We start from the raw sequence: 16859 nt of genomic DNA on the forward strand, positions 1-16859 counted from the left end.
CATGACCCTGACGCCGGTGCTGAGCGAGTTCTGGGACGAGAAGGACTCGTGGACCCTCGAGAGCTACCGCAGGCACGACGGATATCTCGGACTGGAGAAGGCCCTCGAGATGAATCCCGACGACCTCATCGCCTTCGTCAAGGATTCCGGTCTGCGTGGCCGCGGCGGCGCAGGCTTCCCGACCGGGACCAAGTGGAGTTTCATCCCGCAAGGAGATGGCAAGGACCACTACCTGGTGGTCAATGCGGACGAGTCCGAGCCGGGTACGTGCAAGGACATGCCGCTGATGATGGCGACTCCGCACACCCTGATCGAGGGAATCATCATCGCGGCCTACGCAATTCGTGCATCGCACGCATTCGTGTACGTCCGGGGCGAAGTGGTGCCGGTGCTGCGGAGACTGCAGGCAGCGGTCGCCGAGGCCTACGCCGCGGGCTATCTCGGCAAGGACGTTCTCGGGTCGGGTTTCGACCTCGAGCTGGTGATCCACGCCGGGGCTGGGGCGTACATCTGCGGCGAGGAAACGGCCCTCCTCGACTCGTTGGAGGGCCGCCGCGGTCAACCCCGGCTGCGTCCACCGTTCCCCGCGGTGGCCGGCCTTTACGCGCGACCGACGGTGGTCAACAATGTGGAATCCATCGCCAGCGTCCCGGTGATCCTGCGCAAGGGAATCGAATGGTTCCGCTCGATGGGCAGCGAGAAATCACCGGGCTTCACCCTCTATTCGATCTCGGGGCACGTATGTCGTCCGGGTCAGTACGAGGCCCCGCTGGGGATCACCCTGCGTGAACTCCTCGGCTACGCCGGCGGCGTCAGGCCAGGCCACGAGCTGAAATTCTGGACGCCGGGAGGATCGTCGACGCCGATGTTCACCGGCGATCACCTGGACGTGCCACTCGATTACGAGGGTGTCGGCGCCGCCGGATCGATGTTGGGGACCAAAGCTCTGCAGATCTTCGACGACACGACCTGCGTGGTGCGGGCGGTGTTGCGATGGACGGAGTTCTACGCACACGAATCCTGTGGCAAATGCACACCCTGCCGGGAAGGCACGTACTGGCTCGTGCAGATATTGCGCCGTCTCGACGGTGGAACCGGCACCGAAGCCGACCTGACGACCCTGCTCGACATTGCGGACGGCATCGCCGGAAAGTCCTTCTGCGCACTGGGAGACGGTGCTGCAAGCCCGATCGTGTCCTCGTTGAAGTACTTCCGCGACGAGTACATCCGACACGTCACCGAACAGGGATGCCCGTTCGATCCACACCGATCGACCCTGATGGCAGAGGAGCTGACGTCATGACCGCTGCAGCATCCGCAGGCTCCACTCCTGTACAGCCTGAGCAGTCGGTCCCGCCAGTGGAGATGGTGACACTGACCATCGACGACCACGAGATCAGTGTTCCCAAGGGCACGTTGGTGATTCGTGCCGCCGAGCTGATGGGTGTGCAGATCCCGCGGTTCTGCGATCATCCTCTGCTCGACCCGGTGGGAGCCTGCAGGCAATGCCTCGTCGATGTCGAGGGTCAACGCAAGCCGTTGGCGTCCTGCACCACGACGGTGGCCGACGGGATGGTCGTGCGTACTCAGGTCACGTCGGAGACGGCGGACAAGGCGCAGCGCAGCGTCATGGAACTGTTGCTCATCAATCACCCACTCGACTGCCCGGTGTGCGACAAGGGCGGTGAATGTCCGCTGCAGAACCAGGCGATGGGTACGGGCCGGACGGAGTCCAGGTTCACCGAAACCAAACGCACGTACCCCAAACCGATTCCGCTGTCGGCCGAGATCCTGCTCGATCGAGAACGGTGCGTCCTGTGCGCCCGATGCACTCGTTTCGCCGCCCAGGTGGCTGGAGACCCGTCCATCGAGCTGCTCGAACGTGGTGCCGTGCAACAGGTAGGCATCTTCGGCACCGAACCGTTCGATTCCTACTTCTCGGGCAACACCGTGCAGATCTGCCCGGTGGGGGCACTGACCAATACCGAGTATCGGTTTCGGGCGCGACCGTACGACCTCACCTCGTCGCCGAGCGTGTGCGAGCACTGCGCAGGGGGCTGCGCTCAACGCACGGATCATCGACGCGGCAAGGTCCTCCGACGTCTTGCCGGAGACGACCCCCAGGTCAACGAGGAATGGAACTGCGACAAGGGACGGTGGGCGTTCAAGTACGCCACCGAACCGGATCGCATCACCGCGCCGATGATCCGAGACGAATCGGGAGAGCTGAAGGAGACGTCGTGGTCGGCTGCGCTGGCAGTCGCGGCGGCAGGACTGGCCGCATCGGTGGGCCGAGCCGCGGTGCTGGTCGGCGGTCGGACGACTGTCGAAGACTCGTACGCGTACGCCAAGTTCGCTCGAACAGTGCTGCACACCAACGATATCGACTTCCGCAATCGTAACCACAGCGCCGAAGAAGCGGACTTCCTGGCCGGTCGAATCGCAGCGACCGGGCTCGGGGTGACCTACACCGACCTCGAGCATGCTCCCGTGGTGTTGCTGGTCGGCTTCGAACCCGAGGAAGAGTCGCCACTGGTGTTCCTGAGGCTGCGCAAAGCACACCGCGAACGCGGAGTTGTAGTGGCCTCGATCGCGCCGTATTCCAGCCGCGGCCTGGGAAAGCTGAACGGCGTCCTGCTGCAGTCGATTCCGGGTGAGGAGCCGCGATGGCTCGATGCGTTGCACATCGGTGATCACGGAACCGAATCGGTCGCGCAACTTCTCCGGGAGCCCGGGGCAATCGTTCTCGTGGGCGAACGCCTGTGCTCCGTGCCCGGGGGGCTCTCGGCTGCAACGACACTCGCCGACGACACCGGGGCGAGCCTGGCCTGGATTCCGCGACGCGCCGGAGAGCGCGGCGCTCTCGACGCGGGGGCGCTGGCGAACGTGTTGCCGGGCGGACGGCCCGTGGCCGACACGGCTGCGCGCGCCGAGGTGGCAGCGGTGTGGGGAGCGCCCGAACTGCCGGCGGACGCGGGCCGCGACTCCGCGACGATCCTGGCCGACGCGGGACCCGAACGCGCACTGATCACTGCCGGAATCGATCTCGACGATCTACCGGATCCGCGCGCAGCACTCGCCGCACTGGAGCGGTCGGCGTTCGTGGTGAGCCTGGAACTACGCCACAGCGCTGTCACGGAGCTGGCCGACGTGGTGTTCCCGGTGGCCCCGGTGGTCGACAAGTCGGGAACCTTCGTCGACTGGGAAGGAAGACCCCGCACCTTCGACACTGCACTCGGTACAGGTGTGGTGATGCCGGACCAACGCATTCTCGACGCCATAGCCGCACAGATGGGCGTCGAGCTGGCCTTGCCCGACGCGGCGGCGGCCCGCAACGAATTGGCGCGTCTGGGCGTATGGAACGGCCCGCGCACACCGGTGGCCCGGGTGGTACCCCGCGTCGACGTGCCGACTCCGAAGCCCGGTGACGCAATCCTCGCCACATGGCGCATGCTGATCGATTCGGGGCGGATGCAGGACGGTGAGGACAACCTCGCAGCGACCGGTCGCATCCCCACGGTCAGGTTGTCGGCAGCAACGGCCTCGGCCATCGGGGCGGAGGCCGGCGACCAGGTGAGCGTCGTGACAGACAGTGGCTCGATCACGTTACCGCTGACGATCACCGATCTACCCGACAACGTGGTGTGGGTGCCGACGAACTCTCCCGGTTCGACGGTGTACCGGTCGCTGGGCGTGCAGTCGGGCGCGGTGGTGCACCTTCGATGCGGTTCTGCGGAACGACCCGAACGGGGGCAATCGTGATTGTGGCCGCGCCGACCGACCTGTCGATGTTCGGCAACGACCCGTGGTGGTTGGTCGTCGGGAAGGCCTTGGCGGTGTTTGTTTTCCTGGTGCTCACACCGTTGGTCGCGATCTATGCCGAACGCAAGATCATGGCGTGGATGCAGATGCGGGTCGGCCCCAATCGGGTCGGCCCGTGGGGTCTGCTGCAGTCGCTGATGGACGGCATCAAGCTGGCGTTGAAGGAGGGAATCACCCCGTCCGGGGTCGACAAGCCGATTTACGTTCTGGCTCCGATCATCTCGGTGGTTCCCGCGTTCATGGCTTTCGCCGTGATTCCGTTCGGTCCCGAGGTGTCGGTGTTCGGTACGAGAACGCCGCTGCAGATGACCGACCTGCCGGTGGGGGTTCTGTACATTCTCGCGGTCACCTCGGTGGGTGTGTACGGGATCGTGTTGGCCGGGTGGGCGTCGGGCTCGACGTACCCGCTGCTCGGTGCGCTGCGTTCGACGGCGCAGGTGATTTCGTACGAGGTTGCGATGGGCCTGTCGTTCGCGGCGGTCTTCCTGTACGCGGGAACCATGTCGACGTCCGGAATCGTTGCTGCGCAACAGAACACCTGGTACGTGTTCTTGCTGCTGCCCTCATTCCTGGTGTACGTGACGGCGATGGTAGGCGAAACCAACCGCGCTCCGTTCGATCTGCCCGAGGCGGAGGGCGAGCTGGTGGGCGGATTTCACACCGAGTACTCGTCGCTGAGGTTCGCGATGTTCATGCTCGCGGAGTACATCAACATGGTCACCGTGTCGGCACTCGCAACCACGTTGTTCCTCGGTGGCTGGCGTGCGCCGATTCCGTTGAGCCTGTGGAGCGGTGCCAATTCCGGATGGTGGCCGGTGCTGTGGTTCACCCTCAAGGTCTGGGTGTTCCTGTTCGTCTTCATCTGGTTGCGTTCGACTCTGCCGAGGCTGCGCTACGACCAGTTCATGAACTTCGGCTGGAAGATCCTCATTCCCGTTGCTCTGATCTGGGTGATGGTGATCGCGACCGTGCGGGTGGTTGGTGCCGATCGATACGACGTGCCACTGGTGACGTTTTTCGTGTCGATGATCTTCGCTGTGGCCGTGCTGGGTTCGCTGCTGCTGATGGTGCGCAGGCGGGCACGGGAGAGAAACGTGCCGCCTCCAGCGCGCGTCACGCAGTTCGATGCTGTGGCAGGCGGATTCCCGGTACCTCCCGTTCCCGAGCAGGGCTCGACTTTTCCGAGCCGGCACGCCGGTGTTCGATCCCGCACCGTCCGGTCACCGAAGGAGAACGCAGATGCCTGAATTTCTTGGTCCGATTGCGGGATTCGGGGTCACCTTCGCGACGATGTTCAAGAAGGCCGAGACCGAGTTGTATCCGGAGGAGAAGAAGCCGACCGAGGTTCGCTATCACGGTCGGCATCAGCTCAACCGGTACGCCGACGGTCTCGAGAAGTGCATCGGCTGCGAGCTCTGCGCGTGGGCCTGCCCGGCCGACGCGATCTATGTCGAAGGAGCCGACAACACCGAGACCGAAAGATTCTCTCCGGGTGAACGATACGGCGGGGTGTATCAGATCAACTACCTCCGGTGCATCGGCTGCGGATTGTGCGTGGAGGCCTGTCCCACGAGGGCTCTGACGATGACCAACGAGTACGAACTGGCCGGGGACAACAGGGCCGACCTGATCTACGAAAAGGAATCCTTGTTGGCACCGCTGCAGCCGGACATGGTCGCGCCGCCGCACGCAATGGCGCCGGGCCGTTCGGCCGAAGACTATTACCGCGGTACTGTCACCGGTGCCGAGAGCGAGACCGAAACCGATCGAGGTCCGGTTCGATGACTGCCACTTTGCAGCTCGCCCTCGACGCCACGTCCACCGGTGAGGCCGTACAGTTCTGGACCCTGGGTGTCGTTGCCGTCCTCGGCGCACTGGGCGTGGTGATGAGCACCAAAGCCGTCTACTCGGCGTTGTTCCTCGCCGCCACGATGGTGGTGTTGGCAACGTTCTACATGGCGCAGGGTGCGCTGTTCCTCGGTGTCGTGCAGATCGTCGTCTACACCGGCGCGGTCATGATGCTGTTCCTCTTCGTGCTGATGCTCGTCGGAGTCGACACCTCGGAGTCACTCACCGAAACCCTACGGGGGCACCGCATCGCGGCGGTCGTCATCGGAATCGGATTCGGATTGTTGATCATCGGAGTACTGCTGCGCGATTCGGTACAGAACGGCCGACTCGACTTCGCCGGGCTCGACGACGTGAACTCCGCCGGCAACGTCGAGAGTCTGGCCGAGCTGATCTTCGTGGAGTACGTGTGGGCGTTCGAGCTGACGGGTGCGCTGTTGATCACGGCCACCATCGGGGCGATGATCCTTGCGCACCGGGAAGCTCTGGGACCGGTCAAAGGGCAGCGCGAGATGTCGCAGGATCGATTCCGTGACGGCTCCAGGGTGACGCCTCTACCGAGCCCAGGGGTGTACGCCAGGCACAACGGCGTCGATCGCCGGGCCTTGTTGCCGGACGGAACCGAATCCCAGTCCTCCGTCAACGCCATGTTCGCCGATCCTCGGAGCCAGTACAAGGTGGACGGGGGTGACGAGCGATGAATCCGGAGAACTACCTTTATCTGTCGGTTCTGCTGTTCACGATCGGGGCGGCGGGTGTCATCGTCAGGCGCAACGCCATCATCGTGTTCATGTGCATCGAATTGATGCTCAACGCAGTCAATCTCGCGTTCGTGACCTTCTCGCGTATGCACGGCAATCTCGACGGCCAGTTGTTCGCGTTCTTCACCATGGTGGTCGCTGCCGCCGAGGTAGTGGTGGGCCTGGCCATCATCATGGCCATATTCCGTTCTCGTCGTTCGATTTCGATGGACGAGAACTCCCTGATGAAGAATTGACGGGGGCGCAGAAATGACGTCGATACTGTGGCTTCTTCCGGCTCTGCCTGCACTCGGTGCGGCGCTGCTACTGCTCGGCGGCAGGAGAACCGACCCGTGGGGACACCTCGTTGCAACGGCAGCAGCGGTGTCCTCGTTCATTGTGGCGGCAATGGCGTTCAGCGCGATGCTCGGACGCGAGGAGTCGAGCCGAGCACTCACCCAGACCCTGTTCCGGTGGGTGCCGGTGGACGAATTGCAGGTCGACTTCGGCTTGCGCGCAGATCAATTGTCGATTTGCTTCGTCCTGCTGATCACCGGGGTCGGGTCGCTCATTCACGTGTACTCGATCGGCTACATGAGTCACGACGCCGAGCGACGGCGCTTCTTCGCGTACCTCAACCTGTTCCTCGCTGCCATGCTGCTGCTGGTTCTGGCCGACAACTTCCTCGGCCTCTACCTGGGGTGGGAGGGTGTCGGTCTCGCGTCGTACCTGCTCATCGGCTTCTGGCAGCACAAGCCCTCGGCCGCGTCGGCCGCCCGAAAAGCGTTCGTGGTCAACCGAGTCGGTGACATCGGCTTGGCCATCGCGCTGATGATCATGTTCGTGAACTTCGGATCGGTCCAGTACGACGACGTGTTCGCCGGGATTGGTGGCGCGAGTGAGTCGGTGGCCACCGCCATGGCGCTGATGCTGCTGCTGGCGGCATGCGGAAAGTCGGCGCAGGTGCCACTGCAGTCGTGGCTCGGTGACGCCATGGAGGGCCCGACCCCGGTCTCGGCGCTGATTCACGCGGCCACGATGGTCACGGCCGGGGTGTACCTCATCGTGCGCTCGGGGCCGGTGTTCGAGGCGTCGCCGACCGCCCGCGCAGCCACCGTCACGGTCGGGGCGGTCACGTTGCTGTTCGGTGCCGTCATCGGCTGTGCGAAGGACGACATCAAGAAGGCGCTCGCGGCGTCGACGATGAGTCAGATCGGGTACATGGTGCTCGCCGCCGGTCTCGGTCCGGCCGGCTACGCCTTCGCGATCGTGCTGCTCGTATCGCACGGTTTCTTCAAAGCGGGCTTGTTCCTGGGCGCGGGCTCGGTGATGCACGCGATGAACGACGAGACCGACATGCGGCGGTTCGGTGGGCTACGCGCCGCGATGCCGATCACGTTCGTCACGTTCGGCCTCGGCTATCTCGCCATCATCGGACTGCCGCCGTTCTCCGGTTTCTTTGCCAAGGATCCGATCATCGAAGTCGCGTTCGCAGCTGGGGGAGCGGCAGGTCCGATACTCGGCTGCGTGACATTGCTCGGTGCAGGCCTGACGGCCTTCTACATGACTCGAGTGATGCTGATGACGTTCTTCGGTCCGAAACGCTGGCCCGCGCAGGTGCATCCGCACGAGGCGTCGGCGACGATGACTGCCCCGATGATCGTGTTGGCCGTCGGCTCGGTGTTCTCGGGTGCCTTTCTCGCGGTGGGCGGACGCCTCGAGGCATGGCTCGAACCCGTCGTGGGATCGGCGCACCAGGAGCACGCCGTTCCGGCCTGGGTCGTCACGGTCGCTGTGCTGGTGGTGGTGCTCGCAGGCGCGGCCTTTGCCTACCGCAAGTACATCGCGCGCGAGATTCCGCCGACGCCACCCGATGAAGTCTCGCCGCTGACCAGAGCGGCGCGCGCGGATCTCTACGGAGATGCCGTCAACGAGGCCGTGTTCATGAGGCCGGGTCAGACCCTTACGCGCGCAATGGTTCACGCCGACAACGGTATCGACGCCGTCGTGGACGGAGTGGGGAGTGCGATCGGCGGCGCATCGACGCGATCTCGGCGGCTGCAGACCGGGTATGTGCGGTCGTATGCCCTGGCCATGTTCGTAGGAGCCGTACTCGTCGTGCTGATGGTGGTGATCCTGTGACGACTCCCTGGCTGACTGTGCTGTGGCTGCTCCCGATCATCGGTGCGATCGTCGTCGCGTTCGTCCCCGCCGCCCGTCCGACCATCGCGCGCAGTATCGCGGTGGGCTTCGCCGCCGGCACATTGGCGGTGTCGGTGGTGCTGGCGGTGTTGTTCGACTCCGCCGGCGATCGGTACCAGTTCGTCGAGGACCATTCGTGGATAGCGACTTTCGGTGCGCGATACACCCTCGGCCTCGACGGAATCGGCCTGGTCCTGGTGTTGCTCACCACCGTTCTGACGCCTCTCTTGCTCGTCGCCGGCTGGCACGACGGCAGCCGCGTCGCCGACTACGGTTCCCGACGGATCTCGCACACCTACATGGCACTGATTCTGCTGGTCGAGTCCATGGTGCTCGTCTCCTTCCTCGCGTTGGACGTGTTGCTGTTCTACATCTTCTTCGAGGCGATGCTGATCCCGATGTACTTCCTCATCGGCGGCTTCGGTGGTTCTGGGTCATTCCGCGGGCTCCACTCCGGTGGTTCTGGGTCATTCCGCAGGCTCCACTCCGGTGGTACCGAAAGAACCCGCGCCGCAGTGAAGTTCCTGCTGTACAACCTGTTCGGCGGTCTGGTGATGTTGGCTGCCGTCATCGGCCTGTACGTGGTGACCGCCAGGCCCGACGGGCCTTTCGACGGCGGGACGTTCGATCTGCGCGCGATCGCGGACGCGGCGGCATCGGGTGGACTCGGGGTTGATTCTGCGGTGCTGAACGCGCTGTTCCTCGGCTTCATGTTCGCTTTCGCGATCAAGGCACCGCTCTGGCCGTTTCACACGTGGCTGCCCGACGCCGCAGTGCAGTCCACTCCCGCGACGGCGGTGCTGATGATGTCGGTGGTGGACAAGGTCGGCACCTTCGCGATGTTGCGCTTCTGTCTCGAGTTGTTCCCCGGATCGTCGAACACGTTCGCACCGTGGATCATCACCCTTGCGGTGATCGGCATCGTCTACGGTGCGGTACTGGCTATCGGCCAGACCGACATGATGAGACTGATTGCCTACACCTCGATTTCGCACTTCGGGTTCATCGTTCTCGGCATCTTCGCCATGACCGGGCAGAGCCAGACGGGTGCCACGCTCTACATGGTCAACCACGGAATCTCCACGGCCGCACTGTTCTTGATCGCGGGCTTCCTGGTCTCTCGTCGAGGATCACGGGTGATCGCCGACTACGGCGGTGTGCAGAAGGTGGCACCGGTGCTCGCCGGAACGTTCCTCGTTTCCGGACTCGCTACCCTCTCACTCCCCGGCCTGGCTCCGTTCATCAGTGAATTCCTCGTTCTGATCGGCACTTTCGGTCGATACGGGGTAGCCGCGATCGTGGCCACCGGGGCGCTCGTGCTCTCGGCCGTCTACATTCTGTGGCTCTACCAGCGCGTCATGACCGGGCCGGTCCGCGAAGGAAACGAGACGATATCCGATCTCGTTCGCCGTGAGCTGGCGGTCGTGGCTGCGTTGATCGCACTGCTGATCGTGCTCGGGGTGTATCCGAAACCTGCGCTCGATGTCATCGGTCCGGCAGTGCAATCCACGATCGTCGACAGTTCAGGAGGTCAGCGATGACCACACCCGACGTGCAGTACGGTTTGCTGGCACCGATGCTGATCGTGTTCTCGGTCGCGGTTCTCGGGGTACTCGTCGAAGCGTTCGTGCCGCTGCGAGCCCGTCGGATCACGCATCTGGGTCTCGCTCTCGCGGGACTGGTGGTGGCGCTGGCGGCGATCCTCGGTCTGGCAGGCACCGAGGCGTCGGCGATGTCCGGGGCGGTCGCGATCGACGGTCCGACACTGTTTCTGCAGGGAATCATCGTCCTGGTGTCGATTCCGGCAGTGCTGCTCATCGCGGAGCGGACCGTCGCGGTCACCTCGACCGGCGCAGAACGACGGATCGACTCGTTCACCCCGCAGGCCTCCACCACCCCGGGCAGTGTGGCCGAGAAGGAAGCCGTCGATGCAGGAGTGGAGCAGACCGAGGTGTTCCCGCTCGCCATGTTCGCCATCGGTGGCATGCTGCTGTTTCCGGCATCTGCTGATCTGTTGACGATGTTCGTTGCGCTCGAAGTGCTATCCCTTCCGCTGTATCTGCTGTGCGGTCTGGCGCGCCGACGCCGGTTGCTCTCTCAGGAAGCAGCCCTGAAGTACTTTTTGCTGGGCGCGTTCTCGTCCGCATTCTTTCTGTTCGGGGTCGCGTTCCTGTACGGATACGCCGGTACCGTTCGGCTGGACGGTATCGCCGACGCCATCGATGCACATGGACAGGGCAGATCGCTCGCGCTGATCGGCACTGCCTTGCTCGCGGTGGGTCTGTTGTTCAAAGTCGGTGCGGTGCCCTTTCATTCGTGGATTCCCGATGTCTACCAGGGCGCCCCGACGCCGGTGACGGCTCTGATGGCCACGGTGACCAAGGTGGCCGCGTTCGGCGCGATTCTGCGTATCTTCGCGATGGCGCTGCAGGGCCTCGAATCGAGTTGGCGACCGATGCTGTGGGTTGTCGCCATTGCGACGATGGTGCTCGGTTCCGTTGTGGCGGTGACGCAGACCGACGTCAAGCGCATGCTGGCGTACTCCTCGATTGCGCACACCGGATTCATCCTCACCGGGGTGACCGCATTGGGTCGTTCAGGTGATGTGGGTGATTCGGGAGTCTCGGCCACGATGTTCTATCTGCTGGCCTATGCATTCAGCACTCTCGGCGGTTTCGCGATCGTCGGGTTGGCCCGCGACGAACGCGGTGAGGTGAGCGAACTGGCCCGATGGGCAGGAATCGGTCGCCGCTCTCCGCTGGTGGCGGCGGTGTTCGGCCTGTTCCTACTCTCGTTTGCGGGCATTCCGCTCACGAGCGGATTCATCGGTAAGTTCGCGGTGTTCAGTGCCGCCTCGGGTGCAGGCGGAGCAGCGCTGGTGGTGGTCGGAGTGGTGTGTAGCGCGATCGCAGCGTTCTTCTACGTGCGAGTGATCGTGTTGATGTTCTTCACCGAACCCACAGAGACGACGGCCACGATCGTGCGCCCGACACCGTCGGTGGCGTGCGCGATCGGGGTCTCGGTGGCGGTCACCGTGGTTCTGGGAGTCTTCCCGCAGCCCGTTCTGGATATCGCTGCGCGCGCCGGACACCTCCTGTAATCGACAGTCTCTTATCGCGCGGACTTCATTCGTTGCTTCCATGTGTGCGAGCCCTTACCGACCGGCACTCCGCCGATGGCTCCGGCAAGTCCGAACGCGGGCATGTTGACGTAGATGGCTTCGCTGTTCTGCGCTGTCGCCGTGTAGGTTTCGTGCCACACACCGACGTGGCGGGTTGCGGCCACCTTACGATTGAACTCGCGCCAGGCAGGCGCATGGGGGGCGTCGGAATCGGAGGCGAACCGCCTCAGATCCTCGGCGTTGCGCCAGTAGCTGACGAGCATCGTCGTGCGGCCCAACCACGAGTGGTATCCGAGCAGACCGGAGTTGGGGTCGCGCTCGAGGTGGCTGAGCATCCGCGGCATCGCGCGCACCGAAGGTAGCCAGGAGCGAACGGCAGCGGGGTTGTTGATACGCATTCCGATGAGAAAGACCGTGACGGTCTCGCGGTCGAATTCGACCGTGGATCGGCCGTCGATGATGGGTGACATCAGATTCCTGACTGCTCGAAGGGGTGTGTGGCCGGTTGTTTTGTCACACTGTTATGAAACACCGTTGTGATACGTTTCGCAAGTGGCGAGACCTAGAATTCACGACGCGGAGCTACGTACCCGGCTGCTCGAGGCTGCCGCGGAAACCGTTGCGCAACACGGCGTCGACGCATTGTCCCTGCGCAAACTCGCAGCGGCGCAGGACACCTCGACCACAGCGATCTACTCGTTGTTCGGAGGGCGCGCCGAGTTGCTGGTGGCACTGTTCGCCACGTCGTTCACGAGCTTCGGGGACGCGCAGCGACGCGTACCGGTGACCGATAATTCCGAGGTGGACCTCGGCGAACTCGCCGTCGCGTATCGCGACTGGGCGCTACGCAATCCGCATCTCTATGCGGTGATGTTCGGCGGAGTGCTCGGCTCGATCGATGTCGGAGCCGAGGCGCATCGCGCGGACGCGGCCATGGACCCGCTCCGCGACGCAGTAGCGAGGGCCGTCGCTGCGGGAACCATGGCCGGGGCGTCGGTCGAGTCGATCAGCCACTCGTTCTGGGCGATCGTGCACGGATTGGTGTCGTTGGAGTTGGCAATGCCCTCGACCTCCGACGACGAGACTCGTCGGGCGATGTTCGACGCCGGAAAGGACGCCGTATTGCGAGGATGGTCGCGACGATGAGGTGTGGACGCGATTTTCAGAGAGTGACCGGGGCGCGTCCGCGATCGGCGGGTTCGATGGTCACCTCGGCGTCGGGAAGGAAGACCCGCTCGGTCGTCGTCGTTGCGTCGACGCCGTCGGTCACCGTCACCGCCACGTTCTCGGCAACCTGGCCCGCACTCTCGATGAACCCGGTCGCCACACCCTCCTCGATGAGCAGATGATCACCCACAAGGAGAAGAAGCTCGTCCGCTGTCACCGTTCGCCTGCCACTCACGTCTTCGATAGTCATGAACCCCACCGTAATGCGGTCCTCTGCGCAGTGCCGCCGGATGTTCGACAATCGGCGGTATGACGGATCCGCACAACACATGGACAGCCCCCGCACCGGAACCGGTCGACGGTCCACTGGTGGGCGACGAACGGCCGATTCTCGAAGGAATGCTGCGATGGCATCGAGCGACGCTGCTCAATGTCTGCGCAGGCGCAGATGCGGAGCAGTTGGCATGCCGTCCGTTTCCGAACTCGACGCTCTCGCTGCTCGGACTCCTACGGCACCTCGCCAAGGTCGAGCGAGTCTGGTTCCGAGAGCGATTGGGTTCCATGTCGTTCGACCCGATGTACGACCCGTCCTGGGGTAAGGACTCCGACTTTCTGGGAGCGACGGCGGAGGGGGCCGAATCCGACTTCGCGCGATTCACCGTCGAGTGCAATGCCTCGGACGAGGTTGCTGGTCGGCACTCGTTGGACGACCTGGTCGATTCCCGGGGTGGGCCGATGTCGCTGCGGACGGTCTACGTGCACATGATCGGTGAATATGCTCGACACAACGGGCATGCAGACATCATTCGCGAGCAGATCGATGGAGTCACCGGCCGCTGAGGGCATATCGTAGACACACGACCCGACCCCCTATCCGGAAAAAGGTGTTTCAGTGACCGACTCCGATACACCATTCGACTCGACCTCGCTGCGGCCGTCGTTGTTCGTCGACGGGCAATGGGAGGGATCCGGTGACGGCGGAACCCGAGACATCGTGAACCCCGCGGACGGCAGCACGGTTGCCGTCGTGGACGAGGCAACACCGGATGACGCTCTGCGTGCGGTGGCGTCGGCGCGCGCAGCATTCGACGACGGACCGTGGCGCTCGGTGACGGTGGGCGAGCGCAGCGATCTGCTGAACCGCATTGCCGATCTTCTTCAGCGGGACAAAGAGAAGCTCGCTCGTATCGAGACCCTCGATACCGGAAAAACGTTCGGCGAGAGCGAAATCGACATCGACGACGTCACGTCGGTCTTCCGCTTCTACGCCGATCTTGCGGTGGTTCAGGCAGATCGGCTGATCGACGTCGACCGGCCGGAAATCCTCAGTCGAGTGGTGCACGAGCCGATCGGTGTCTGCGTCATGATTGCGCCGTGGAACTATCCACTGCTGCAGATCTCGTGGAAGATCGCCCCCGCCTTGGCGGCCGGCTGCACGATGGTCCTCAAGCCGAGCGAGGTGACTCCGCTCAGCACCATCGCGTTCACCAAGCTGGTCGAAGAAGCCGGAGTACCGGCCGGCGTGGTCAACCTGCTCCAGGGAAGTGGCGCGGTGCTCGGCGATGCACTCACCAGGAACCGCGACGTCGATTTCATCTCGTTCACCGGCGGTTTGGCGACAGGCAGGCACATCCTCGCCGCAGCGGCCGAGAACGTCACCAAGGTTGCCGTCGAACTCGGCGGCAAGAATCCGCACATCGTCTTCGCCGACGCGGTGGCCGACGATCAGGCATTCGCGGACTCCGTCGACAACGTGCTGACCGGGGTGTTTCTGCATTCGGGTCAGGTGTGTTCGGCAGGCACTCGACTCATCGTCGAAGAATCGGTCGCTGATCGCTTCGTTGCTGCTGTGGCCGAACGCGCGAAGACCATCGTGATCGGTCCGGGGATGGACCCGGCAAGCGAGACCGGGCCACTCGTGTCACAGGCGCAGCGAGAGAAGATCGAGGCCTTCGTCGCGGGCGGGATCGACGAGGGCGCGACGTTGGTCATCGGCGGAACGAGACCCGACGACCCGGCCCTGGACGAAGGTAGCTATTTTCTTCCGACGATCTTCGACCACTGCAACAGGTCCATGAATATCGTGCAGGAGGAGACATTCGGGCCCATACTCACTGTGGAGCGCTTCGACACCGAGGCCGAGGCACTCCTGTTGGGCAACGATACGAATTACGGTCTCGCCGCGGGAGTTCGGACAGCCGACGCCGCACGAGGCGAAAGAATGGTACGTGGGCTTCGCCATGGCACGGTGTGGCTCAACGACTTCGGCGTCTACACCGCGGCCGCAGAATGGGGCGGCTTCAAGCAGTCCGGCAACGGACGTGAGCTCGGACCGTCCGGAATGTCCGAATATCAAGAGGCGAAGCATATTTGGCACAACACCTCACCCACGGCGGCGGGGTGGTTCGGCACCCGATAACGAAAAGATCGGAAAGGCCAGGCGCATGGCACTACTGAACGACAGTTCGAGCGGAATGGACGACTTCGGTTACAAGGAGTCACTCGATCGAAGTCTCGGCAAATTCGCCAGCTTCGCCGCGGGCGTCAGCTACATCTCCATTCTCACCGGCACGTTCCAGCTCTTCTACTTCGGTTTCGGCACCGCCGGGCCGGCGTACCTGTGGTCGTGGCCTGCAGTCTTCGTCGGTCAGCTCTGCGTGGCATTGTGCTTTATGGAATTGGCCGCGAAGTATCCGGTGGCAGGATCGGTGTACAACTGGGCGAAGCTGTTGGGCCGCAGGATCGTCGGTTGGTCGGCGGGCTGGTTGATGCTCACGGCATCGATCGTGACACTGGCTGCCGTAGCCCTCGCTCTGCAGCTGAACTTGCCACGCATCTGGAGCGGGTTCCAGATCATCGGTGACGGCTCGGGTTCCACTGACTTCGCGGCCAACGCGGTTCTGCTCGGTGCGATTCTGATCGCCATCACCACCACGATCAACGCACTCGGCGTTCGACTGATGGCCATGATCAACAGTGCGGGTGTGTTCATCGAACTCATCGCTGCCGTGCTCATCGCGATCCTGCTCGCGGCCAACATCACTCGGGGGCCCGAGGTGTTCTTCTCCACCAACGGCTACGGAGCCGGCGAGAGCGGCGGCTACCTCGGAGCCTTCCTGGTCGCGTCGCTGGCCTCGGGTTACGTGATGTACGGATTCGACACCGCGAGCTCGCTCGGCGAGGAGACGGTCGAACCTCGGCGCACCGCCCCCAAAGCGATCTTTCGCGCCATCCTCGCGTCGTTCGTCATCGGGGGAGCCATCCTGGTGTTCGCCGTCATGGCCGCGCCGGACCTGGACGATCCGTCCCTCGGAAGCCCCGACGGCAGCCTGCAGTCCATCGTCGAATCGGTGATGTGGGGCCCGCTGGGCACCGTCTTCCTCATCTGCATAGTCATTGCCGTCTTCGTCTGCTCGCTGGCAGTGCACACCGCGGCGATCCGGCTCACGTTCGCCATGGCCCGAGACAACGCGTTGCCCTTCGGCGAGAGTCTGGCCAAGGTGAATCCGAAGACCCAGACCCCGGTGGTGCCCGCGGTGACCATCGGCGTGCTGGCCATCGTCATTCTCGTCGTGAACATCGGTCAGCCGCAGATCTTCACGGTCCTCACCTCGATCGCGATCATCATGATCTACCTCGCGTATCTGATGGTCACCGGGCCGCTGTTGGTCAAACGAGTGAAGGGTGAGTGGCCGCCGGCAGATCTGAAGCCCGGCGGGTACTTCACGATGGGCAGGTGGGGCCTGCCGGTCAACATCGCGGCAGTGGTGTGGGGTGCCGGGATGGCGATCAACCTCGCGTGGCCGCGCGAGGCCGTGTACGGAACCCCCTGGTACAACACGTTCGGTGCGTTCGTCTACATCGGCGGCATCCTGGGCGTAGGCCTGCTGTGGTACGCAGTCAAGGGACGCAAGCACATCGGCACTCTGAAATCACATGCCTCCACGAGCAACTAGAAG

General features: G+C 63.8%; 15 protein-coding genes. 13 read left to right on the top strand and 2 right to left on the bottom strand.

Going from position 1 to position 16859, the window contains the following annotated elements; genetic code table 11:
* Position 1: 1 nt before the first annotated feature.
* The 9 genes from nuoF to nuoN are packed head-to-tail and all read left to right on the top strand — an operon-like array spanning position 2 to position 11712.
* Positions 2 to 1303, top strand: coding sequence for an NADH-quinone oxidoreductase subunit NuoF (nuoF, locus tag ACNEOT_RS13705; protein WP_415974562.1), 1302 nt, complete (start codon positions 2 to 4; stop codon positions 1301 to 1303).
* The gene (locus tag ACNEOT_RS13710; RefSeq protein WP_415974563.1) at positions 1300 to 3762 is read left to right on the top strand and encodes an NADH-quinone oxidoreductase subunit G; all 2463 of its coding nucleotides are present in this window, start codon (positions 1300 to 1302) and stop codon (positions 3760 to 3762) included. Before nuoF ends, ACNEOT_RS13710 begins: the two co-directional genes overlap by 4 nt.
* Positions 3723 to 5069 (top strand): NADH-quinone oxidoreductase subunit NuoH, encoded by a 1347-nt coding sequence (gene nuoH, locus ACNEOT_RS13715; protein ID WP_415974564.1) that lies wholly within the window; start codon positions 3723 to 3725, stop codon positions 5067 to 5069. The genes ACNEOT_RS13710 and nuoH overlap by 40 nt, the downstream gene beginning before the upstream one ends.
* The gene (nuoI, locus tag ACNEOT_RS13720; protein ID WP_415974565.1) at positions 5062 to 5607 is read left to right on the top strand and encodes an NADH-quinone oxidoreductase subunit NuoI; all 546 of its coding nucleotides are present in this window, start codon (positions 5062 to 5064) and stop codon (positions 5605 to 5607) included. The genes nuoH and nuoI overlap by 8 nt, the downstream gene beginning before the upstream one ends.
* Entirely contained in the window at positions 5604 to 6371 is a 768-nt protein-coding gene (locus ACNEOT_RS13725; protein WP_415974566.1) for an NADH-quinone oxidoreductase subunit J, read from the top strand. The genes nuoI and ACNEOT_RS13725 overlap by 4 nt, the downstream gene beginning before the upstream one ends.
* Positions 6368 to 6667, top strand: coding sequence for an NADH-quinone oxidoreductase subunit NuoK (gene nuoK / locus ACNEOT_RS13730; protein WP_008717020.1), 300 nt, complete (start codon positions 6368 to 6370; stop codon positions 6665 to 6667). Before ACNEOT_RS13725 ends, nuoK begins: the two co-directional genes overlap by 4 nt.
* Before the next feature lie 13 nt (positions 6668 to 6680).
* The gene (nuoL, locus tag ACNEOT_RS13735; protein WP_415974567.1) at positions 6681 to 8552 is read left to right on the top strand and encodes an NADH-quinone oxidoreductase subunit L; all 1872 of its coding nucleotides are present in this window, start codon (positions 6681 to 6683) and stop codon (positions 8550 to 8552) included.
* Entirely contained in the window at positions 8549 to 10153 is a 1605-nt protein-coding gene (locus ACNEOT_RS13740) for an NADH-quinone oxidoreductase subunit M (protein WP_415974568.1), read from the top strand. The genes nuoL and ACNEOT_RS13740 overlap by 4 nt, the downstream gene beginning before the upstream one ends.
* Positions 10150 to 11712: an NADH-quinone oxidoreductase subunit NuoN gene (gene nuoN, locus ACNEOT_RS13745; RefSeq protein WP_415974569.1), complete on the top strand. Its 1563-nt coding sequence runs from the start codon at positions 10150 to 10152 to the stop codon at positions 11710 to 11712. Before ACNEOT_RS13740 ends, nuoN begins: the two co-directional genes overlap by 4 nt.
* Before the next feature lie 11 nt (positions 11713 to 11723).
* On the opposite strand, the gene ACNEOT_RS13750 is transcribed toward nuoN, so the two are convergent.
* Positions 11724 to 12203, bottom strand: a complete 480-nt coding sequence (locus tag ACNEOT_RS13750; protein ID WP_415974570.1) for a DUF4188 domain-containing protein — start codon at positions 12201 to 12203, stop codon at positions 11724 to 11726.
* A gap of 82 nt (positions 12204 to 12285) precedes the next feature.
* Between ACNEOT_RS13750 and ACNEOT_RS13755 the strand changes: the two genes are divergently transcribed.
* Positions 12286 to 12879 carry a TetR/AcrR family transcriptional regulator gene (locus ACNEOT_RS13755; protein WP_415974571.1) on the top strand — a complete coding sequence of 198 codons (594 nt, stop codon included), beginning with the start codon at positions 12286 to 12288 and terminating at the stop codon, positions 12877 to 12879.
* Positions 12880 to 12895: 16 nt separating this feature from the next.
* Here ACNEOT_RS13755 and ACNEOT_RS13760 read toward each other — a convergent pair whose 3' ends face one another.
* Positions 12896 to 13150: a hypothetical protein gene (locus ACNEOT_RS13760; RefSeq protein WP_415974572.1), complete on the bottom strand. Its 255-nt coding sequence runs from the start codon at positions 13148 to 13150 to the stop codon at positions 12896 to 12898.
* Between the two features lie 59 nt (positions 13151 to 13209).
* Here ACNEOT_RS13760 and ACNEOT_RS13765 point away from each other — a divergent pair, with 59 nt between their 5' ends.
* The 3 genes from ACNEOT_RS13765 (at position 13210) to ACNEOT_RS13775 (ending at position 16856) form a co-directional block, all read left to right on the top strand.
* Positions 13210 to 13740: a DUF664 domain-containing protein gene (locus ACNEOT_RS13765; RefSeq protein ID WP_415974573.1), complete on the top strand. Its 531-nt coding sequence runs from the start codon at positions 13210 to 13212 to the stop codon at positions 13738 to 13740.
* A gap of 88 nt (positions 13741 to 13828) precedes the next feature.
* Complete coding sequence (locus ACNEOT_RS13770) at positions 13829 to 15319, top strand: aldehyde dehydrogenase family protein (protein WP_415975161.1); 1491 nt, start codon at positions 13829 to 13831, stop codon at positions 15317 to 15319.
* A 25-nt stretch (positions 15320 to 15344) separates the two neighbouring features.
* Positions 15345 to 16856, top strand: a complete 1512-nt coding sequence (locus ACNEOT_RS13775; protein WP_415974574.1) for an APC family permease — start codon at positions 15345 to 15347, stop codon at positions 16854 to 16856.
* Positions 16857 to 16859 lie beyond the last annotated feature (3 nt).

This window comes from Rhodococcus sp. 077-4, from assembly GCF_047782425.1.
Classification (GTDB): Bacteria; Actinomycetota; Actinomycetes; order Mycobacteriales; family Mycobacteriaceae; genus Rhodococcoides.